The sequence below is a fragment of the Paraburkholderia sp. GAS41 genome (genome assembly GCF_050436545.1).
GTDB lineage: Bacteria > Pseudomonadota > Gammaproteobacteria > Burkholderiales > Burkholderiaceae > Paraburkholderia.
Map to the genome: position 1 here is coordinate 38,094 of NZ_JBNDMK010000006.1, position 21,923 is coordinate 60,016.

Here is a 21,923-nt window from a genome sequence, read left to right on the forward strand (position 1 = left end):
TACGGACGGATGAAGTCGCCGCACGATTGCGGCATTCCTGAAGGGTGATCAGACCGGCAGGTGCGCTTCCTGAGGCCGCGCCTCGCACGCCGGGCGGCACTGCGCCGCCAGCAAGACAGCCTCGACGACCCGTTCGACCGACGGCCAGTTAAGCTCCGGCGTTTCTGGCACGAGCTGCAACGGTGCGACGCTCGAATACGGCGCAGGATAACCCCACACAATATCGTGCTCGTCGCGATCCGCAAACGTACCGCCCAGAACCGCCACCGTCGGACGGCGAAAGGCCGCCGCCACGTGCAACAGCATCGACGGGTTGGTCAGCACGACATCGGCCTGCTCGGTAAGCGCGAACGTCTCGCGTAGCGTCACCTGTCCCGCCAGCGAGCGGATGCTGCCAGGCGTCCCGCTCGCGGCGATCACCGCTTCGGCGCCGGCCTGATCGGCGGCACTGCCGACAATCACGACATCCACCGGCCGCCCAACGGAAGCGCGAACGACTTCGCCGAGCGCCGTGCCGAGCGCTTCGCGTGACCAGCTCTTGTCGCTGTGTCCCGCGGCGCTCCCCACCAGCACCCGCAGCGGCGCAGTCCCGGACGATGCTGCGCCGGCACCCCAGAGCCCGCTAGCCCGGGCGCGCTCGGCAGCGGTCAGATAAAGCTGTGGCCGCGGCTCGGGCAGCGACACGGCCCCCAGCAACTCGGCCTGGGCAAGCGCGGCGAGCGAGACGTGCCGAAGCACGAAGTGCGAATACTGGTCGCATGCGCTCCATCCACCGCGATAGCCGCGCACGCCGATCTTGTAGCGCACGCCCAGACGCATCATCAGTAACGAGCCCATGTGGCTGCCGAGGACGTCGATGCCCACGTCGAAACCGCCGCGCCTGCGCAGCGCCTTGACCTGCTTGCCGCTCCAGATAAAGCGGAACACGCTCGCGAGCGACCGGTCCGGGACGAACTTGTTGTTCCAGGGTGCGTCGAGTTCGACGATCTCGTCGACGAAGGGATTGTTCTCGACGATGGCGCGGCCCCATGCGCCGACACCGGCAATGATCCGGCTCGACGGAAAACGCCGCCGCAGCGCCTCGAAGATCGGCGTGGTCGTCAGCAGATCGCCCAGATCGTTCGGGCGTAACACCAGAATTTCTTTCGGCGCTTCATGGGCCGGATCGAGACCCGATCGCAGTATCCGGCCGAGCACCCACACCGGCGCTTCTAAAAGTGAACCCTTCCATCCCATGTTCGTGCTCCACGAAAATGCGTTACGCGATTTCCTCCGGGCTCCTGCGTAGTCTGCCGTCCTGTCAGCGGGCCGTACGGGCACGCCAGACATTCGATATCCTGACGATCGGCACGAGCTGGGACAACGCGCGATGACGCGCGAGATACAGTGTCAGGTGGCCAAAATAGATCGACAGGAACGCCGCGCACCGGACGATGCTCGGCTCGATCACACAATAGCGTTTGACGCCGATGTAAAGCCGCGCGGCCTCGCAGTTCACCTGATAGCGGGTCAACCCGCCCGAGGCGCCGGCGCCCTGCAGCACGCCGCCGCCCGGCATGGTGTCGCGCGAGCGCAGCGTGGGCACGAGTTCGATCGTGTAGCCGCGCCGCAGTGCCCGCAAGGTCAACTCGGCGTCTTCGGTGCCGAAGAAAATGTTTTCATCCCATCGGTCATGGTCGAACAGCGCCAACGGAAACACCGACGCGTGCAGGTTGATGCATTGCGGCACCACGCCTTCCGTAAAGTAGCCGGCAAACGACAGCCGCACCGGGCGGCATTCGTACAGATGCGGGCCGCTCGAAGCGCCGCCCGTCAGGATCACCGTGTCGCCCGAACCCGTGCGCAGGCGTTCGACGTGGGTACGCGCCACCGCGAAAAAATCAGCGCTGACCTGGATGTCGTCGTCCACGAACGAGACATGGGTGCAGTCTGGTGTATGCGTGAGGCAGTGGTACACCGCGTTGTTGCGATTCGCACAGACGCCGCGTCGCGGCCCCGCGAGATACACCGCGCCCGGCCGGGCCGCGACGATCGCCTCGTTGACGGCACGGGTCGCTTCGTCAGGCGAGTCGTCGCTGACCACCACCACGGCCGGCGGCGGCTCGCAGCGCAGCAGGTTGTCGAGACAGGCCGCGAGCGCATCGGCGCGGTTCATGGTCGTGACGCAGACTGCGAACTGCGGCTGCACTTGTGTGGCAACCGCCGGCTGCGGCTGAGTCTGGGCGGCGCGCACGCGCCCGGACTGTGCCGGAGAAACGGCAGGTTCGGCGGGCGCTTTGCGCGTGGCGTAGGGTGCGTCGAGCATCACGGCATCCCACGGTAGGAAGTGGCGCCGCGCACCCGTGCGCCGCGCGACGGACGCCACTCGTCGATCGTCCGTTCATAGAGCTGCAGGTACGCCTCGCATACGCGCTGCACCGAAAACGCCGCGAGATTGCGCTGCCCGCGTGCCGCCAGTTCCGCTCGGAATGCGTGGTCCTCCAGCAGGCGTCCGATCGCCGCCGCCAGCGCCTCGGGATCGGCGGCCGGCACGAGCAACGCGGACGCTTCGCCGCCGACCATCTCCGGATTGCCGTCCACGCGCGTGGCAACCACCGCGCAGCCGGCTTCGCGCGCTTCGCACAGCACGAGACCGCCGGGCTCCTTGTGCGAAGCAAGCACGAACACGTCCGTCTCCGCCAGATAGGCCGCAGGGTTGCCGACGAAACCGGCGAACTGCGCACTGTCCCCGAGTCCGAGTTCCTCGGCGAGCGCCTCCATCATGGCGCGGTCCGGACCGTTGCCGACCAGGTAGAGCGTGGCCTGCGGAAAGCGCTCGCGCACACGCGCAAAGGCACGCAACAGGTCGTGGATGCCTTTGCGCTGATACATGCCGGCGACGGTGGTAATGGAGGGACGCCGTAATTGTGGCGAAGGCGGCATCGGCACGCCCGCGAGCCGCGGCGTGCCCACGGTACCGTTCAGCACGACTGATAAACGTTCTGGCGGCACGCCGCGCGTGGCCATCGACGCAGCGACGGCCTGGGTCACCGCCACTACGCGATCCGCGAAACGCATCAGCGAGGCGCTTCTCTGAAATTCGTTGTGAACCGTGGCGACCACGACGAAACGGCGTCGCATGACGCCAAAACGCGCGAGCAAGGTACCGGTCATCATGTGCGCATGCACCACATCGGGATCGAAGCGCCGCACCAGCCGGTTGAATTCGAGCAACATCGCCGGGGCGCGCCATGGATCGCGCGACTGCGCGAGGTGCACATGACGCACACCATGGCTCGCCAGCAGTTCGGCGAACTCGCCGCCGGAAGACGCCACCACGACCTCGTGACCGGCCTGCGCCTGCAGGCAGGCCAGATCGATCATCATGTTGACGATGCCATTGCCGATCAGTTGAATATGGTTGGCGAGATGGATGATTCGCATGGGGCGCTCGGGCCGGTCGTTGTAGGCAGGTCTATGGTCGACGCTGCGGTGCAGCGAGTCTGTGCGGCCGCCCGCAGTTTTTACTGACCGCACGTCCGCGTTCGTGCGGCGCGCATTCAGCGCTCGCTTAGCGCTCCCCCACTGCCTCGCGATACACGTCGGCCACCTGCGCCGCGATCACTGGATGGTCGAAGCGTGCCCGCGCATAGTCGCGGCACGCCTGCTCATCCGGCATCACGCGCCTGCCGAGCAAGGCATCGACAATGCCGGTGCCGATTGCATGAAACCCCACCGAGGGCAACACCAGATTCTCCGAGAGCGGCGCTACCGCCTCCGGCAGCCCGCCCACCGGCGTCACCAGCACGGGCGTACCCGACGCGAGCGACTCCGCGGTCGTCAGGCCGAAGCCTTCGAGCGTGACCGTTGGCACGATCGTCACGTCGGCGCTGCGATACCAGAGCGGCAACGCATCGTCAGAAACGAATCCCACCAGCCTGACATGGTCCGACAGGCCACGCGCCGCGATGCGGCCACGCAAGGCAGCTTCGAGCGGACCTTTGCCGGCAATCGTCAGGAGTACGTCGGGAACCGCCTGCCTGACGACGAACATGGCGTCGATCAGATCCTCGAGTCCCATACGCGACACCAGTCTGCGAATGCAGAACAGTTGCGGCCGGTCGTTGGGCAGACCTAACGCGGTACGCGCCTGCTGTTTCGTCACGTCGGTATCGAACCGGTCGACCTCGACGCAACCCGGCACGATGCGGATGGATTCCTCACGCACGCCATAGTCTTCGTGCAGGATCCGGCCGAACGCGCGCGACAGCACGATATGCCGTGCCGCGCCCCGGTACACGCTCCATTCGACCGCACGGCGCACCGCGCGCGACATCGGCCCGCGACCTTCGACGCTGGTCTCGGAAGCCCACGGCCCATGAAAATGCACCACCTTCGGGATGCCCGGGAACACGCCCAGCGTCGGCGCGGCATACAGCGCGAAGTGCGTCGCCACGACGTCGGGCCGCCGCGCCCGCTTGAGCTTGCGCGAGTGAGCCCGCGCCTGCCACAGCCGCGAGCCGAGCGATTGCTGGGCGGTCGCGAAGGTATGGATCGTGCCGCTCGATTCGTTAAAGACATTCGCGCTGCCCGCCACCAGTCCGCGCACGTCGACGCCCTGCGCAGGCAGCGATTCGATCAGCGCCATGAAGACACGATCGAGCCCACCCGGCCGCTCACGAAACCAGTGCATGCCGATCTGCAACGAATCGATGCGCCCGCTCATGATTTGGCCGACACGGCTGGGCCCGCGATACGCGTGCGGGAGGTGGCGCGCTGGCTGGCAAGTTCTTCGTAGAGCGAAAGATAGTGGTTCGCCATTGCCTGCCACGTCAGCGACTTCGCCAGCTCCCGCGCCGCATCGCCCATGCTGCGGGCGTGCGCAGGGTCCCGCGCCAGACGCGTGATCGCCTCTGCAAGACCCGCGATATCTTCGGGGCTGTCGAGCACCACGCCGCAACGGCTGTCGATCACCTCGGCGCCTCCCGCCGTCGCCACCGTCACAACCGGCAACGCTGCCGCAAGGGCTTCGAGCATCACGAGACTCATCGCCTCATAACGTGATGGAAACACAAACGCGTCGACGGAACGCATCAAGCCCGGCATATCGCGGACAAGATCGAGAAAATGCACCCGGTCGCTCACGCCAAGCGTCTGCGCGAGTGCTGGATAAGGACTGTTGCGCAGGATGCCCGCCACCGCAAGATGGACATGCGGCGGCGTCGATACCAGCGCGCGCAACACCGCATCGAGGTTCTTGCGCGACATGCGCAGATCGCCTGCGAACAGCAACATGAAGGGATCTGCAGGCAAACCGAAGACCTCGCGCATCGCCGGGCCCGGCGCAAATTCGTCCGTGTCGACGCCGTTGTGAATCACATGCAGCGTACCCGCGTCGATGCCGAGCGCGCGCACCTCTGCGCCGACCTTTTGCGACACCGGCACCACTGCGCGGGCGTGACGGAAGGCCCATTGCTCGCACAACGCATTGAGCTTCGTGTACGCCACCTGGTAAGCCGCACGCGCGCCCGCCGTCACCCGGAACGGATAAAAGCCGCAACGGTACCAGCCGTCATGCACGAAATGCACCGTGTTGACGTCGGCACGCGCCCACGTAATGAAACCGTTCACGTGCACGATGTCGAACTCCGCGCGATGCGAACGAATCCACGCGCTGCTGTGCAACGCGAACATCTGGTACTTGATGAGCCGGGTCGGCAGCCGGCTCACGGGAATCTCGACATAGCGCAGACGCGGATGCTCGCGCAACTCGCGGGCACACTCCGAGGCGACAATCGTCACACGATAGCCGGCCGCGAGCGCGGCCCGCGCCACTTCGTAGTTCACCCGCCCTTGCCCGTCGTTGTTGCGGACCACATGCGTCACGATCAGAACCCGCAGCGCTTCGGACCTCATGCTCGCACCTGCACGGCAGCATGGGCGACCGCGCTTGCGCGAGCCAGATCGCTATCGCGTTTGTGGCGCGCGTAGCGCAAGCCGATGACCGGCATCAGCACGCCGATGACGAACAGCATGCCTGGCTCGCTTTGCAGCGTATTGATCATCACCATCATGGCAAAGATGGAGATGGCGACCCCCACGCCGGAGATGGCGAAGCGGTCCCGCGATTGCGAAAGGCTGGCCTTGATGGCACGCCAGATCAGCATGAACACGCCGGTGACATACAGCAGCGTGCCTGGCCAACCCATCACGACACACACCTCGACGATGCCGCTGTCGATCGAGCCGGTGAGCTGGCTCGGATCGTCGGCCAGCTTGGTGCCGAGCCCCACTGAGCCGAGCCCTTTCCCGGCGATCGAAGCCGTGGCAAACGAGGAAAAGTTCTGGTAAAAACTCGAGCGCGCCTGAAAGCTATTATCGTCGCTGAGATTGCCGATGGTCTGCACACGCGAGACGATCCGGCCCGATACCGCGTCGATCATCGTCAGCGGCAAACAGAGCCCGAACAGGCAGATTACGCAGGCCAGCAGCCGCACGCGGCTCCTGCCGTCGAGCATCGCAAGCGGATAGATGAGGCCGATAATGATCCCGCCCCAGGCAGTCCGTACCGATGTGAACAGCAGCGCCGGCACGCCCACGATACCCGCCGCGATGCGCATCTTGCCGCGCGCGGCGAGCGACATCAGCAAGCCGGTCATGATCGTGATAGCGAACGGGCCGCACGAATTCATCGTGCTGGAGATGCGCAGGCCAAACGGCACAGGCACACCTTCCGAGGTGCCCATGCCCGATCCCACCATCCAGAACACCGTCCAGGGCGGCGGCGATATGAACTGGTAGATGCCGTAGGTGCCTAGCAGGAAACTGCCGTACACGAAGGTCTTGAGCAGCACGCGGTGATAGACCGGATACTCCTTCCACGTGACGACCAGATGAATGCCGATCAACACCGGCAAGATCCAGCCGATCAGCGTATAGCAGGCCGGCGCCACGCCGACGCTCACGATACCGATCACGAACGCGTAGAACAGCGCAATCAACATCAGCACGAGCGGCATCGCGCGACGTTGCCCCAGGATGCGATGATGCGACAGCACCGAAAGGCCCGAGATCGCCGCCGCCACCAGCGGCGCCAGCATGATCGGACTTTTGGCGTTGAACGAACCATTGAAGAAATCGGCGAAGCGCCGCACCTCGGGCGTGAGGAAATACAGCCAGCACACGAAGCCGAGATAATGCGCGGGATAGCGCCGGTACAGATGGAACGCGACCAGCGTCGACATCAGCGTATACGACAACTCCAGAACTCTGCCCTGGTGCGCGACAATCAGCAGCAGCGTCAGCACATACATGGCAACCGGTAACGCGACAGGCCCCATCAGCCGTGCCGTCATCGAACGCGCCCGCTTGTCCTGGCGCAAGGGATGCAACTGGCGCGGGCGCGGCGGGATCGGCATCCCCGAAGCATGGATCATTGCGGGCCCTCAGAGCAGTTCGAACGTGCTGGCCACCGGCGCGGCACTGCGCTCGCGCCGCCAGTTGCCCGCCGTGGTGCGCGCGCCGCGCAACTGGCACGTGAGGCCGATAAACGGCATCCCATGTTCGAGAAACGGCCCTTCGGTCTTACGAAACCCGAACTGCTCGTAGAAGCCGCGCAGGCTGACTGGCGCGGTGACCCGCACCACGCGTGCCGTCCACCGCTCGGCAATCGCCTGCAAGACCCGCTCGATCAGCATTTCCGCCGTCCCGTCGCCGCGCCGCGCGGGGCTCGTCAGTACCTTGTCGATCAACACTTCGGGGTCTTCGGCGTCGCCGGGCTGGATGCGCGCGTACGCCATCACCGGCATCGGCCGGGACATGTCCTCGACTGCAAACACATGCAGTGCCTGTTCATCGTGCCCATCTGCATCCAGACAGACATGTGACTGTTCGACGACGAACACCGCACTGCGCGCACGCATCACCAGATACAACTCGCGTGCCGTGAACTGTTCGAATTCGAGTGTTTTCCAGTTCATCAGGTTTCCCCCCAGCGATTCACGTGACGGGATTTGCCCATTTGGACGTGCCCGTTGCCATGACTGCACGTTACCGCTACCGACCCTTGAATCTCCGTGCGGAAGCGCACCGACGATGCTGCATCGCGATCAGTTAAATACGGTCAGCCGGCACACATTGTCCGAACCCGTAGCGCTCGGCACCTCGGCAACGCATTCGCCGCCGTGGTGGCGAGCGTGGCGAATCCAACCAGAAGCGGTATAGCGACATCACCTTGAGGGGGCGCCTTCCCATGAAAACTGCATTGCGACGCATTCTTTCCGAGTCAGCACGTCTCGACGTGCCGCCTGAGACCCTGGCGGACGACGCCGACCTCTATGCGGCGGGCCTGTCGTCGCTCGCGACCGTGCATCTGATGCTCGCGATCGAAGACGAGTTCGACATCGAGATTCCCGATCGCATGCTGACCCGTCGGCTCTTTTCGACCATCGACTCGCTCGCCGCCGCGGTCAGCGAGCTGCAACAGGCAAAGGCGGCCGCATGAACGCCCCGCTCATGCAAGACGCGGTGCCGCATGACGCGGTGCCGCCCGACGGCGCGCACGCCGAGCCGCCCACGGCCGCTGGCGCCGCGTCGCTCGCCGCCGTCGAACCTGACGCCGGTTGGCGCGCCGCCGCCCAGCGTGCCGCGCAGGTCGCGGCGCAATATGCGGACGCGGTCGACCGCGAGGCGCGTTTTCCCACCGAAGCATTCGACGCCCTGCGCCGCGAGCGCCTGCTCTCCGCGCTGGTGCCGCAAGCGTTCGGCGGTGCGGGTCTGCCGCTTGCCGATGTCGCCGCAATTTGTGAAATCCTCGCCCAGGGCTGCGCCTCGACGGCAATGGTGTACGCGATGCACCAGATCCAGGTGGCCTGCATCGAAGCGCACGGCACCGACATCCCGTGGCACCGCGCGCTGCTGACGCAACTGGTCGAACAGCAGTGGCTGCTCGCCTCCGCGACCTCCGAGGAGACCATTGGCGGCAATATGCGCACCAGCGCCTGCTCGGTCGAACTCGACGGCGACCGCCTGCGCATCGAGAAGCTCGCGCCCACCATCTCCTATGGCGCGCAGGCCGACGGCATTCTCGTGACGGCCCGGCGGACCGCCGAATCGGCCGCCGCCGACCAGGTGATGATCGTGGCGTTGCGCGCGGAAACGACGCTGGAAAAACGCGGTGGCTGGGATTCGATGGGCATGCGCGGCACCTGCAGCGAGGGCTTTCGCCTCGTGGCGACGGGTCTCGCCGAGCAGATCCTGCCGACCCCGTTCGCCGAGATCGCCGACCAGACCATGCTGCCGATCTCGCACACCCTGTGGGCCGCGGTATGGACCGGCATCGCCACCGACGCGGTGAATCGGGCCAAAGCGTTTTTCCGCGCCCAGGCACGCGCCAAGCCCGGCTCGGTGCCGCCGGCCGGGCTGCGTCTGGCCGAAGCCGTAGGCCTTCTGCAGATGATGCAGGCGCGCCTTGCCGTCGCACTCGACGCGGCGCGCGCCGCGCATCTCGCCAAACAGGGCACCTGTCAGGCCGATGTGCCGCTGTCCGCGCTGCTCGGCTTCGCCTCCGACATGAACACGCTGAAAACGAGCATTTCGACGACTGCGCTGCAGGTGGTCCACGAAGTGCTGATGATCTGCGGCATGGCCGGCTACAAGAACGGCACCGAGTACAGCGTGGGCCGTCATCTGCGCGACCTGTATTCAGCACCGCTGATGATCAACAACGACCGCATTGCCCAAAACACCGCGAGCCTGCTGCTGGCGCAGCGTCCGGCCGCACCGGGGAGAGCCTGAGATGAACACCATGACCGACACTGCTGCCCTCGCCGCCGCGCAAGCTGACACCGCGCCCGCCGCCCCCAGCTTTCGCGACGAACTGCTCGACAAGGGCATTCTGATCGACACCGGCGAAAACGGCCTGTATGGCCGCAGCCAGGTCTTCGAGGACGTGGTCGAGCGCCTGAACGTCGCGATTACCCATCTCGGCGCCGACCAGCAGCCGGAAGTGTTGCGCTTCCCGCCGGCCATGCGCCGTACGGACTTCGAAGATAGCGAATATCTGAAGAGCTTCCCGAATCTGGCCGGCACGATCCATTCGTTCTGCGGCAACGACATGGGCCACCAGCGGCTCTTACGCGCGCTCGACGACGCCATGACCGAGCGTGACGACGATCGCAGCGACGAATGGATGGCGCAGCAGAAACCCACCCGCGTGGTGCTGACCCCGGCTGCCTGCTATCCGATCTATCCGGTGATGGCGCGGCGCGGTCCGCTGCCCGAAGAAGGCCGCACGATCGACGTGCTGTCGTATTGCTTCCGCCACGAACCGTCGCTCGATCCGGCCCGCATGCAGATGTTCCGCCAGCGCGAATACGTGCGCCTCGGCAACGCGGAGCAGGTCATGGCGTTTCGTCAGATGTGGATCGAACGCGGCTCGGCGCTCGTGAACATGCTGCAGTTGCCGGTCGACGTCGACCTCGCCAACGACCCGTTCTTCGGCCGCGGCGGCAAGATCGTCGCGGACAGCCAGCGCGCCCAGGCGCTCAAGTTCGAACTGCTGATTCCGGTGGCCAATGCGGACGGCAAGACGGCCTGCCTGTCGTTCAACTATCACATGGATCACTTCGGCGCGATCTGGAAGATCGAATGTGCGGACGGCTCGGTGGCGCACACGGGCTGCGTGGGCTTCGGCATGGAGCGCATCACGCTGGCGCTGTTCCGCCATCACGGCCTCGATGTCAACGTGTGGCCGGACGACGTGCGCGCGCTGCTGTGGGGCGATACCAAGGCCCGCGTGCTGCACGGACTCGCCGGAGGCGACGCATGACGACCGCGCTGAACGGCACCTTTCACGCGCTGGCCATGCCCCACCCGCCGCGCTCGCACGAGCCCCACGCGCTGCATCAGGGCGACCGCGTCTGGCAGGAGACCAATTGCTACGTCGACCTGTGGATCGAGCTGCTGCACGGCTTCGGACTCGATCCGCGGGCGGCTTTCGCGTTCACCGTGACGCAGGATTTCGAAGGCGACCAGTTCACCTTCTTCAAATTCCCGCTGGAGGATCTCGAGCGGCTTTACGGCACGCAGGTGCAGGAACTGGCGATCTACGACTCGCTGGAAGACCGCGTGCTGGCGCAGACCTTGCGTGGCCACACGGTGCTGGTGGAAGTGGACGGCTTCTATCTGCCGAACACGCGCGCCACGTCGTACCGGCGCGAACATCCAAAAACCACCGTCGGCATCGACTTCATCGACCCTGCCGGGCAGCGCCTGGGTTATTTCCATAACACGGGCTATCACCTGCTCGACGGCGAGGACTACGAAGGCGTGTTTCGCAAGCTGCCGCAATTCAGCGGGCAGGCCGACCTGCTCTATCCGTATGTCGAATTCGCCAAGCAGGTGCGGCCCGCGCTCGAAGGCACCGCGCTCGCGCAGGCCTCCGCGGAACTGCTGTGCGCCCACCTGGCGCGCCGGCCCATGCGCAATCCCATCACCCAATGGCGCGCCGAGTTTCCGCAGCATCTGGACACCGTGCTCACGCGCGGCGAGAAATTTTTCCATCTGTATTCGTTCAACCTGATGCGGCAACTGGGCGCGAATTTCGAGTTTCTGTCGAAGTACCTGCTCTGGCTGTCCGCGCAAGGTTTCGGCATTCCGGCCGAGATCGTAGGGTCGGCGCAGAAGATCGCCTCGGAGTCGATGGTGATGCAGTTCCGCCTCGTACGGGCCATGGCGCGTGGCCGCCACGATCTGTGCACCGACTGCTTCGATGTCCTTGAAGACGCCTACGACAAGACCTTGCCGCCGCTTGCCGCGCTCGCGTTTTGACGCTACCCGCTGCCTGGAGTCCCTGTGCGTGCCTTGCCCACCACCCCGCCTGATCTGGTGCGCGAAGCAGCCGCACCGCCGGCCACGGAACCCGCGCTGCTTCAGCGTGCGCTCGCAGCGGCCGGCGGCATGGCTGGCAGCGTGTGGCCGCGCGCCCTCGACGCGGGCTGGCAATGCCTGAGCACCCCCCCGGGCGCCTGCGTATCGCCCGCTGACTGGCCTGCGGATGGCTGGCTGACAGCTCAGGTCCCCGGGACGGTGGCGGCCGCGTGGCGGGCCGCTGGACGGCTCGACGCCAACCATCCGCCGCCGTTTGCCTTCGACGATCACTGGTACCGCCTGAGCCTGACGCCGTCCTTGACGGGCAGCGGCCCGCAACGGCTGCGTCTGCACGGTCTCGCGACCCTGGCCGAAGTGTGGCTCGACGGCGTGAAGCGGCTCGACTCGGATTCGATGTTCGTCGCCCACGACCTCGAGTTCGACCTGACAGAACCGGCGACGCTCGCCCTGTGCTTCCGCTCGCTCGCACCGTTGCTCGCGGCGCGCCGCTCGCGCGCGCGCTGGCGCCCCCGCCTCGTCGCCCCGCCGACCTTGCGCAACGTCCGCACGACCCTGCTCGGGCACATGCCGGGCTGGTGCCCGCCGTTGCAGGCGGTCGGTCCGTGGCGCCCCATCGAACTGCTGGGTGACGCCCGCGAGGCGTTCGATACGGTCGACCTCGCGAGCCGCATCGACGGCGACGACGGCATCGTGTCGCTCACGCTACGCTTCGTGCGTCCGCAGAGCGGCGCCATCCCCGCCGTATTGAATTGCGGTGGCGCCCATTCGTCTCTCGAATGGCGCGATGCCTGCACGCTCGCGGGCGAGCTTCGCGTGCCGCGAGCCGAACGCTGGTGGCCGCACACCCACGGCGTGCCCGCACTCCATGCTGTCGTGCTCGAACTGGCGGAGCAGCGCTTCGAACTGGGCCAGATCGGCTTCCGGAAGATAGAAGTGGAGCGCGGCGCGGACGGCGAAGGTTTCGCGCTCCGTGTGAACGACGCGCCGGTGTTCTGCCGTGGCGCCTGCTGGACCAGCGCCGATCTGGTCACGCTCGCCGGCACGGCGCAGCAGCTCGACCATGCCTTCCGGCTCGCGCGCGAGGCCGGCCTGAACATGCTGCGCGTGGGCGGCACCATGGTGTACGAATCGGATGCTTTCTATGCGCTCGCCGATCGTTACGGAATCCTCATCTGGCAGGATTTTGCTTTTGCGAACTTCGACTATCCGACCGACGAGGCCTTCACCGCCTCCGTGCGCCGCGAGGCCGAACAGTTTCTGGCCCGCACGCGCCGCTTTGCGGCTCTCGCCGTGCTGTGCGGCGGCAGCGAAGTCGATCAGCAAGCCGCGATGTTCGGGCTGCCGCCTTCGATGCGCGCGCAACCGCTTTTCACGGAATGCCTGCCGGCCATCGTCGCACGCGAGCGAGCCGATGTAACGTATGTGAACAATTCTCCCACCGGCGGCGTCTGGCCGTTCTCGACCCGCACCGGCATCACCCATTACTACGGCGTCGGTGCGTATCAGCGGCCGCTCGAAGACGTGCGGCGCGCCGAAGTGCGCTTTGCCGCCGAATGCCTGGCATTCGCCAATGTGCCGGACGATGCGACGCTGCACCACGCACTCGGCACGATCCAGGTTCACGATCCGCGCTGGAAAGCGGCGGTGCCGCGCGACCAGGGGGCCGGCTGGGACTTCGACGACGTGCGCGACCATTACCTGGCGACGCTCTACGGTATCGAGCCTGCGCGCCTGCGCTACGAGGATCCGCAGCGCTATCTGGAGCTTTCGCGCGCGGTGGTCGCCGAGTTGATGATGGACGTGTTCGCCGAATGGCGGCGCGCCGGTTCGCCCTGCGGCGGCGCCCTTGTCTGGCAGTTCCAGGATCTGCGCGCAGGCGCGGGCTGGGGCATCGTCGACTCGACCGGACGGCCGAAGAGCGCCTGGCACGCGTTGGCGCACGTGCTGCAGCCGATACAACTGGTGATAACCGACGAAGGCCTGAACGGGCTCGACCTGCACCTCATCAACGAGACCGGCGAAAGCGTCGCGGCGCAACTGGAACTGGTCTGTCTGCGCGACGGCGCGGTGAAGGTCGCGTCCGCAACCTGCGCGGTCGATCTCGCCCCGCGCAGCAAGCAGCGTCTCGCCGCAGCGGAATGTCTGGGGCAGTTCTTCGACCTGACTCATGCGTATCGTTTCGGCCCGCCCGCCCATGATGTGACGATTGCCACACTGCGCGACGTCGAGAGCGGGCGGATCCTCTCGCGGGGCTTTCACCTGCCGCAGCGGCGCGCCACCGAGCGCTACGATACAGGCCTCAGTGCGACCCTCGAGGCCACCGGCAAGGGCTGGCAACTGGTTGTACAGGCAACCCGCTTCAGCCGTTTCGTCAACATAGCGGACGCCGGCTACCGGGCTGCCGACAACTGGTTTCATCTGCCGCCCGGCGAGCCGCGCACCGTTGCACTACTGCCGCTGCTATCCGATAACAGCGACGCAACACCCGCCGCACCCTCGGGCGAAGTACGCGCCATCAACTCGAATACCCCTGTTTTCTACGGCTGAAGCAGTCCGCCACAGACGCCGCTGCCCGCCAAGCCGCATCAACCCTCGTTCTGCGATATTTTCGCGGCCGCGTCAACAACGCGCGCCGCTACCCGCGCGCTTTGTCAAAAATCTCTTCCGTGCGCCAGCCCACCTATCGGCCCGAACACATATGAATCAAATCTGAGTCATCTTGGACGGCCCTGCCAAGCGCCTCTACACCGAGTGTTTCAAGCGCGAAAGACCTCATCCAGATTCTACGATGCCGCCCCTTAAACTAATCCGATCAAACACTTGCGCTGAATTTGACGGGCTTTGACAAACACTTTGGCACCCCAGGGCCTAGTACAGAATTGAAACAAAAACGCATGTTTTGCCTCGTAACGCGCCACCGAGCCTTTCGCTGCGCCGCACCAGCACTCGTTTTAGCCCCCCTTGGCACGGTCCTCGCTAAATGAGAAGCGCAACACCGGCGCCGACGCCAATAACAACCCACACGACGGCGCAGAAAGGCCATACGGGGCCCGCACTGTTTATCCATAGCCGCTCGCCAGGCGGCAATACACCAGGGATACAGCGACGGGTAAAAAAATCAACGAGCCGCGTCTGCGGCTTCGTGCGAGGACCGATCATGTTAACGCTTCAATCTGATTTGCACGGCAATCATTTGCTCGGCGCATTGCCATCACATGAGTGGCAAACACTCGCCCCTCACCTCGAACTTGTCCATCTGCGCACCGAACAGCTTCTCTGCGATTCAGGACAACGAATTCATCACGTGTACTTCCCGACCACCGCCATCATCTCGATGCTCTCGACGATGGAAGACGGCAGCTCGGTCGAGATCGCCGCGGTCGGCCGCGAAGGCATGACCGGCGTCCCGGTATTGACCGGCGGCGAAACCATGCCGAACCGCGTCCAGGTGCAAAGCGCCGGTTTCGCGTATCGCATGAGCGCACAGAGCCTGAAGCAGCATTTCATGCGCTCGGACCTGCTGCGCCGGCTGATGATGCTCTACATGCACGCGCTGCTCACGCAGGTCGCCCAGACCGCCGCGTGCAACCGCCACCACGCGCTCAACAAGCAACTGTGCCGCTGGCTCCTCATCGAAGTGGACCGGGTCGCTTCCAACGAACTGACCGTCACGCAGCAGCTGATCGCGGACATGCTCGGCGTGCGCCGCGAGGGCATCACTGAAGCCGCGGGCAAGCTGCACGATGAAGGTCTGATTCATCACAGCCGTGGCCATATCAAGGTGCTCGACCGTAAAGGTCTCGAAGCGCGCGCCTGCGAATGCTACGGGCTCGTCAAGCGTGAATTCGACCGCCTGTTGCCGCGTCTGCATCAGGCCGAGGCTGTGAACTAAGCCGTAGCGGACCTGCAAGGTACCTATCATGTTGCGCAATACTGCGCGCTGTCTCGACGCGTTATTCGTGATCGCGGGTGCACTGCTCGCTCACCTGATGCGCTTCGACGCCACGCTCTCGCTCGCCGATACCGAACGGCTGTTGATCGCCTTTAACTGCGTGCTGGTGCTGCTGCTGTTCCCGGTCTTCGGCATCTACGAAACCTGGCGCGGCAAGTCGCTCGCGGAGATGCTGGCGCGCGTCTGCGCCGGCTGGTTCTTCGTGGTCGTGACCGGCCTGATGCTGGTCTTCACGCTGCATCGCATGGACGCCGTGTCGCGGCTCTGGTTCGGCTACTCGACACTCATCTCCGGTGCGATGATCGTCGCGACCAAGCTCGCCGCGCATCTGATATTGCGCGGCGTGCGGCGGCGCGGCCTGAACTTCCGCAGCGTGGCCGTGGTCGGCTCGCCCGGCTTCGCGCGCATGCTGCTCGCCCATCTGGAGCAGGTGCCCCAGGCCGGTTTCAAGCCGGTCTGCGTGTTCGACACGAGCTTTGCGGAATCCGCTGAAGCGGGTGAACCCGGCGAGTCCAGCGCGCGCATGAACCGGCTGCCGGTGCTGCACGATCTGAACGCCTTCGCCGCCAAGGTGCGCGCCGAGCACATCAATGAAGTGTGGCTCGCGCTACCGCTCTCGGAAGAGCGCACCATCTACCGCTTCACGCGCACCTTCCAGCACGACTTCGTCAACCTGCGCTTCATTCCCGATACACGCAGCATGACGCTGTTCGGTCATTCGCTGGTCGACGTGATGGGCCTCACCACCATCAACCTGACCGGCATGCCGATCTCGCCGCCGCAAATGTGGCCGAAGCTGCTGTTCGATCGCCTGTTCGCGCTGGCGGCGCTGGTGGCCCTCACCCCGCTGTTCGTGGCGATCGCGATCGCCATCAAGTGGACCACCCGCGGGCCAGTGTTCTTCGCCCAGGAACGCAAGGGCATCGACGGGCACACCTTCAGGATCTACAAGTTCCGCTCGATGACCGTGCATCAGGAGAGCGCCGGACAGCTGACCCAGGCAGCCAAGCACGACGTCCGCATAACGAAAATCGGTGCGTTCCTGCGCCGCACGAGTCTCGACGAGTTGCCGCAGTTCTACAACGTGCTGATGGGGCAGATGTCGGTGGTGGGACCGCGCCCGCACGCGCTCGAACATGACGACCTCTACAAGGATCTCGTCTACGGCTACATGCACCGCTATCGCATCAAGCCGGGCATTACCGGCTGGGCTCAGGTGAACGGCTATCGCGGCGCCACCCGCAAGGTGGAAAAGATGGAGGCACGTGTCAAGTTCGACCTCTTCTACATTCATAACTGGTCGTTCTGGTTCGACATCAAGATTGTCCTGATCACGTTGTTCAAGGGATTCGTCAACCGCAATGCCTACTAGACGCATCACAACCTGTGGGGGCCTACGGTGAACGGGGCGCCCCGCCTTTCAGTCATCGTTCCGACCTACCGCCGGCCGGCTGATCTCGCGCGCTGCCTCGCAGCGCTCGAGGCACAACTGCGGCCGGCCGACGAAGTGATCGTCGTCGCGCGTCCAGACGACGCCGCCACCCATGCGTTGCTGCATGAGCGGCTGCGCGGCGCCGGCAGCGACGCGCTGCGGGTTGCGCCGGTCGGCCAGCCGGGTGTGGTCGCCGCCTACAACTGCGGGCTCGACAACGCGCAGGGCGACATCGTCTGCTTCACCGACGACGACGCCGCGCCGCACCCGGACTGGACTCAACGCCTCATCGACGGCTTCGCCCAGCATCGCGACGCGGGCGGCATCGGCGGGCGCGATATCGTCCATGAGAAAGGCACGATTCTCGCCGGCGCGCGGGAGCGCGTGGGCCTCGTGCAATGGTATGGACGCCCGATCGGCAATCACCACATCGGCTGCGGCGAACCGCGCCCGGTGCAGGTGCTCAAGGGCGTCAACATGGCTTTCAGGCGCGAGGCCGTCGAGGGCCTGCGCTTTGACGAAAGACTGCGCGGTACCGGCGCGCAGGTGCATTGCGAAATGCAGTTCAGCCTCGACGTGGTGAAGCGCGGGTGGGCCCTGATCTATGACCCGTCGATCCTCGTCGAACATTATCCAGCGCCTCGCGGCGATGAGGACCAACGCTTCATTTTCAACCATGCCGCGTTCTATAACGCGTCGTTCAACCTGCGACTCATCATGCGCGATCACCTGTCCCTGCCGGGACGGTGTGCGTTCGTCGTCTACGCAACGCTGATCGGTACGCGCGCGGATCCAGGGCTCGCCCGCGCTTTGACCTTGTCGATCGGCAGCGCCGGACCGGCGCTCGCACTTCGTAAATGGTGGATCGGCATACGCGCCATGCGCGGGGCCTGGCAGGAAGCAAAACGCTGAGCGGGTGCAGCGTTTCATGTAATGCGAGGGACCATAACCATGATATCCAGAACGATTTTGACGGGGGTTGTTGCAGTATCGTTGTTTGCGTTGTCGGCATGCTCGTGGACACCGGGTGGCTTTCTCGACAGCAGCAATCTGCAGGAACCGCAACCGGCCCAACAGACGGCTCCTGAAATAGTGCAGGTGCAGCCCATCGACGCCGGCTATTTCAGCCACGTGTCGTTGCAGGCTTCGCCGGCGCAAAGCTGCCCGCTCACTTTCACCTGCCTCACGCCGAAGGCGCGTGTGGCGTATGACTACAGGATCGGCCCGGGCGACCAGTTGCAGATCATCGTCTGGGATCATCCCGAGCTGACCTCGCAAGGTGGCGCGGGTGCTGGCGGCGCGGGCGGCACACCGCCGTTGCCGACCCTGCCCAGCGGCGGCGCCACGGCCGGCGGCGGCACGTCGACGGCCGCCTCGCCGTCGACCAGCCAGGCGGTCACCGGCGGCGGCGAACCGGGCGGTCTGACCTTGCGCGTCGCCAACAACGGCACGGTCTTTTTTCCGCGTGTCGGGCGCATCAAGGTGCTGGGGATGACGGCCGAGCAGGTGCAGGCACGACTCACCGCGGGCCTCGCCAAAACGATCCGCAATCCGCAGCTCGACGTGCGCATCACCGGCTTCAACAGCAAACAGGTGCAAGTGCTAGGCGACGTGCGCACGCCCCAGGCACAACCTATTACCGATGTGCCGCTGACGATCATCGACGCGCTCAATCGCGCGGGCGGCGCGCCGCCGGATGCGGATCTGCAGAATGTCGGCATTACGCGCGACGGCAAGCGCTATCAGGTGGACGTCGCCTCGATTCTCGACGATGGCAATGTCCAGCAAAACGTCGTGCTCGACGACGGCGACATCATCGACGTGCCGGACCGCACCAATAGCCGCGTGTTCGTGCTCGGCGAAATCACCCGGCCGTCGATCGTGCCGATGAACCGCGGCAAGCTGACGCTCGCCGACGCGCTCACGAGCTCGGGGAGCATCGACAGCCACACGTCGAATCCGCATGTCATTTACGTGATTCGCGGCGTGGACCCACAGCCTGGTCCTAATGGCACGGTCAAGACGAAGATGCGCATGCCCGACGTGTACCGGCTCGATATGACGCAGGTGGACGCGCTGATGCTGATGACGCAGTTCCAGTTGCAGCCACGCGACGTGGTCTATGTACAGATCGCCCAGTCCGCGCGCTTTAACCGCCTGCTCGATCTGATCACGCCATCGCTGCAAACGCTGTTCTTCACCAAAGAACTGGCACCTTAACGCCCCGCAAGTGGGAGACCAAAAAAATGAGTACTTATGACATGCCAGAATTCTCGCCGTCGCCGGGTAACGACGAAGACGAGGTCATGCGCGACCTGGGGCGCATGGTGATCGAGCAGATCTGGTGGGTGGTGGGCATCGCCGGGACGGTGTTCCTGGCAGCCGTGCTGTATGCCCACATGGCCACCCGGATCTATTCGGCCGATGCGTTGCTGCAGGTCGAGGCAACTTCACCGAACGCGTCGACGCTCTCGGCGATGAGTCCGCTTTCGGCCGGGGCCGGTGTGATGCACACCGACGCCGAAATCGAAATCATGAAGAGCCGCGTCGTAGTCGAACCGGTCGTCGAGCAGTTCAAGCTCAATTTCGGCGCCAGCCCGAAGGTGATGCCCTACCTCGGATCGCTCTCCGCCCTGTTCGCGCATCCCGGACATCCGATGCCGGGCTGGTTCGGTATGCGCTCCTACGCGTGGGGCGGCGAGCAGTTCCGCGTCGATTCAGTCACCGTGCCGAAATCGCTCGAAGGCGTGACCCTGACCTTGCGCGCGCTCGGTAACGGCCGCTACGAGCTGTTCGATCCGCAACAGCAGAGGCTGCTCGTCGGCACGGCCGGCACGCTCGCAGAAGGCAACGGTGTGTCGTTGCTCGTGACGCAACTGGTCGCGCGGCCCGGCACCGAGTTCTACGTGACGCGCGCCAACCAGCTCAACGCGGTCATGGGGCTCGCCGGCGGTCTTCAGGTCAGCGAAAAAGGCCGCGACACGGGCATTGTGCAGCTCTCCTACACAGGCGTCGATCCGAAGTTCATTACCGCGATCACCAACGCCGTCGCGGAATCGTATCTGCGTCAACGCACCGAACGCGCGCAGGAAGAAGCCAGCAAGATGCTGAACTTCCTCAACGGAGAATTGCCGCATCTGCGCTCGGAAGTGAAGCGCGCGGAGACGGCGCTCTCCGAATATCAGGAACGTGTCGGCTCGTTCCAGCCAACTCAGGAATCCTCGGTATTCCTGCAGGGTGGACTGGAATACGAGAAGCAGATCGCCGGACTGCGCATTGCGCGTGCCCAGTTGCTGCAGCGTTTCACGCTGGATAGCCCGGAAGTGCAGCAGGTAGATGCGCAACTGACCGCGCTGGCCGCCGAAAAAGACCGTTTCAACGACCACTTCAAGACCTTGCCGCGCTCGGAACGTGAAGCGGTATCGCTGCAACGCGACGCCAAGGTGGCAGAAGACATCTATGTCGCACTGCTCAACAAGACCCAGGAACTATCGATCACCCGCGCAGGGACGGTCGGCAATGTGCACATCGTCGACGAGGCACTCGTGCCGTCCGATCCGATGAGCCCGAAGGTCCCGCTGATCATCTCGGCGGGCGCCGTGCTCGGCTTGATCGCCGGTATCGGCTTCGCCTTCTGCCGACGCACCTTCTTTGCCGGCGTCGCCGATCCCGACATGGTCGAACGGCGCTTCCGCCTGCCGATCTTTGGCTCGATCCCGATCAGCGTGGAGCAATTGCACGGTGACCAGTTGATCGCCAGCAGCCGGCAGCCGGCGTTGCCGGATGCGAAGCGAAGCGCGTCGCTGATGCCCGCCCTGCCCTCGAGCCTCGCACGGCTGATCCGGCCGCGCGCGGCCCGCACGGTGGATGTCAATGCGGTGAAGGCCGCCGCGAGCCCCGTGATACCGGCGCCGCATGGCTCCTTCGCGCCGCGCCGCGCCTTGCTCGCGAAGACCCATCCGTTCGATCGTTCGGTGGAGGGCTTGCGTGGCTTGCGCGCCACCTTGCAGTTTGGTTTGATCGACGCGAACAACCGGATCGTCGCGTTTACCAGTCCCGCTCCGGCGGATGGCAAGAGCTTCCTGTGCGCCAATCTCGCAGCGCTGTTCGCCGAATCGGGCAAACGCGTCTTGCTGATCGACGCCGACTTGCGGCGCGGACGCCTCGCGCAGTATTTCGGCCGTTCGCCGAACGGCGGCCTGACCGAACTGCTGACGGGCCAGGTCGACCTGAAAGTGGCGGCGCGCGAGACCGGAGTCAATGGCCTGCACTTCATCGCGGCCGGTGCCTATCCGCCGAACCCCTCGGAGATCCTCACCTCGAGCCGCTTCAGCGAAATCCTGCAGCGTTTCTCCGAGCAGTTCGATCTGGTGATCGTCGACACGCCGCCGCTGCTCGCCGTCGCGGACGCGGCCATCATCGCCAACATAGCGGGTGCAACCGTGCTGGTGATGCGTGCCGGTGCGCATACCGAGCGCCACATCAGCGCCTCGCTCAAAAAGCTGCACCGCGCGCGGGCTCATGTGATTGGCGGCGTGATGAATGCCGTGCAGGTGAAACGCAATGGCCGCTATGGCACGTACGACTATGCCTATGCGTACTCCTACACTTCAGGTGATCCTGCGGCGGATCATCACGGATGACGGCAGACCGGCGTTCCGGCATGGACAC

Annotated in this window: 17 protein-coding genes; 10 read left to right on the plus strand and 7 right to left on the minus strand. The window is 65.1% G+C overall.

Going from position 1 to position 21,923, the window contains the following annotated elements:
* Nucleotides 1–48: 48 nt before the first annotated feature.
* The 7 genes from P3T43_RS11000 to P3T43_RS11030 all read right to left on the minus strand — a co-directional run bounded on the left by P3T43_RS11000 (nucleotide 49) and on the right by P3T43_RS11030 (nucleotide 7,958).
* Entirely contained in the window at nucleotides 49–1,236 is a 1,188-nt protein-coding gene (locus P3T43_RS11000; RefSeq protein WP_429281071.1) for a glycosyltransferase family 9 protein, read from the minus strand.
* Nucleotides 1,237–1,300: 64 nt separating this feature from the next.
* Nucleotides 1,301–2,305: a glycosyltransferase family 2 protein gene (locus tag P3T43_RS11005; RefSeq protein WP_429281072.1), complete on the minus strand. Its 1,005-nt coding sequence runs from the start codon at nucleotides 2,303–2,305 to the stop codon at nucleotides 1,301–1,303.
* Nucleotides 2,305–3,423: a glycosyltransferase family 4 protein gene (locus tag P3T43_RS11010; protein WP_429281073.1), complete on the minus strand. Its 1,119-nt coding sequence runs from the start codon at nucleotides 3,421–3,423 to the stop codon at nucleotides 2,305–2,307. The genes P3T43_RS11005 and P3T43_RS11010 overlap by 1 nt, the downstream gene beginning before the upstream one ends.
* A gap of 127 nt (nucleotides 3,424–3,550) precedes the next feature.
* Nucleotides 3,551–4,705, minus strand: coding sequence for a glycosyltransferase family 4 protein (locus tag P3T43_RS11015; protein WP_429281074.1), 1,155 nt, complete (start codon nucleotides 4,703–4,705; stop codon nucleotides 3,551–3,553).
* Nucleotides 4,702–5,880 carry a glycosyltransferase family 4 protein gene (locus tag P3T43_RS11020; protein ID WP_429281292.1) on the minus strand — a complete coding sequence of 393 codons (1,179 nt, stop codon included), beginning with the start codon at nucleotides 5,878–5,880 and terminating at the stop codon, nucleotides 4,702–4,704. The genes P3T43_RS11015 and P3T43_RS11020 overlap by 4 nt, the downstream gene beginning before the upstream one ends.
* Before the next feature lie 11 nt (nucleotides 5,881–5,891).
* Nucleotides 5,892–7,415 carry a hypothetical protein gene (locus tag P3T43_RS11025; RefSeq protein WP_429281075.1) on the minus strand — a complete coding sequence of 508 codons (1,524 nt, stop codon included), beginning with the start codon at nucleotides 7,413–7,415 and terminating at the stop codon, nucleotides 5,892–5,894.
* 9 nt (nucleotides 7,416–7,424) lie between these two features.
* Nucleotides 7,425–7,958, minus strand: a complete 534-nt coding sequence (locus P3T43_RS11030; protein WP_429281076.1) for a GNAT family N-acetyltransferase — start codon at nucleotides 7,956–7,958, stop codon at nucleotides 7,425–7,427.
* A 272-nt stretch (nucleotides 7,959–8,230) separates the two neighbouring features.
* Here P3T43_RS11030 and P3T43_RS11035 point away from each other — a divergent pair, with 272 nt between their 5' ends.
* The 10 genes from P3T43_RS11035 to P3T43_RS11080 all read left to right on the plus strand — a co-directional run bounded on the left by P3T43_RS11035 (nucleotide 8,231) and on the right by P3T43_RS11080 (nucleotide 21,895).
* Nucleotides 8,231–8,482 carry an acyl carrier protein gene (locus P3T43_RS11035; protein ID WP_429281077.1) on the plus strand — a complete coding sequence of 84 codons (252 nt, stop codon included), beginning with the start codon at nucleotides 8,231–8,233 and terminating at the stop codon, nucleotides 8,480–8,482.
* Complete coding sequence (locus P3T43_RS11040; RefSeq protein WP_429281078.1) at nucleotides 8,479–9,774, plus strand: acyl-CoA dehydrogenase family protein; 1,296 nt, start codon at nucleotides 8,479–8,481, stop codon at nucleotides 9,772–9,774. The genes P3T43_RS11035 and P3T43_RS11040 overlap by 4 nt, the downstream gene beginning before the upstream one ends.
* A 1-nt stretch (nucleotide 9,775) precedes the next feature.
* Nucleotides 9,776–10,807 carry an amino acid--[acyl-carrier-protein] ligase gene (locus P3T43_RS11045; RefSeq protein WP_429281079.1) on the plus strand — a complete coding sequence of 344 codons (1,032 nt, stop codon included), beginning with the start codon at nucleotides 9,776–9,778 and terminating at the stop codon, nucleotides 10,805–10,807.
* Entirely contained in the window at nucleotides 10,804–11,808 is a 1,005-nt protein-coding gene (locus P3T43_RS11050; RefSeq protein WP_429281080.1) for a DUF1839 family protein, read from the plus strand. Before P3T43_RS11045 ends, P3T43_RS11050 begins: the two co-directional genes overlap by 4 nt.
* A gap of 24 nt (nucleotides 11,809–11,832) precedes the next feature.
* Nucleotides 11,833–14,415, plus strand: a complete 2,583-nt coding sequence (locus tag P3T43_RS11055; RefSeq protein ID WP_429281081.1) for a glycosyl hydrolase 2 galactose-binding domain-containing protein — start codon at nucleotides 11,833–11,835, stop codon at nucleotides 14,413–14,415.
* Between the two features lie 610 nt (nucleotides 14,416–15,025).
* Entirely contained in the window at nucleotides 15,026–15,760 is a 735-nt protein-coding gene (locus P3T43_RS11060; protein ID WP_429281082.1) for a Crp/Fnr family transcriptional regulator, read from the plus strand.
* Nucleotides 15,761–15,788: 28 nt separating this feature from the next.
* The gene (locus P3T43_RS11065; RefSeq protein WP_429281083.1) at nucleotides 15,789–17,192 is read left to right on the plus strand and encodes an undecaprenyl-phosphate glucose phosphotransferase; all 1,404 of its coding nucleotides are present in this window, start codon (nucleotides 15,789–15,791) and stop codon (nucleotides 17,190–17,192) included.
* Nucleotides 17,193–17,219: 27 nt separating this feature from the next.
* Nucleotides 17,220–18,164, plus strand: a complete 945-nt coding sequence (locus tag P3T43_RS11070; RefSeq protein WP_429281084.1) for a glycosyltransferase family 2 protein — start codon at nucleotides 17,220–17,222, stop codon at nucleotides 18,162–18,164.
* 39 nt (nucleotides 18,165–18,203) lie between these two features.
* Complete coding sequence (locus P3T43_RS11075; protein ID WP_429281085.1) at nucleotides 18,204–19,472, plus strand: polysaccharide biosynthesis/export family protein; 1,269 nt, start codon at nucleotides 18,204–18,206, stop codon at nucleotides 19,470–19,472.
* Nucleotides 19,473–19,498: 26 nt separating this feature from the next.
* Nucleotides 19,499–21,895, plus strand: a complete 2,397-nt coding sequence (locus P3T43_RS11080; RefSeq protein ID WP_429281086.1) for a polysaccharide biosynthesis tyrosine autokinase — start codon at nucleotides 19,499–19,501, stop codon at nucleotides 21,893–21,895.
* Nucleotides 21,896–21,923 lie beyond the last annotated feature (28 nt).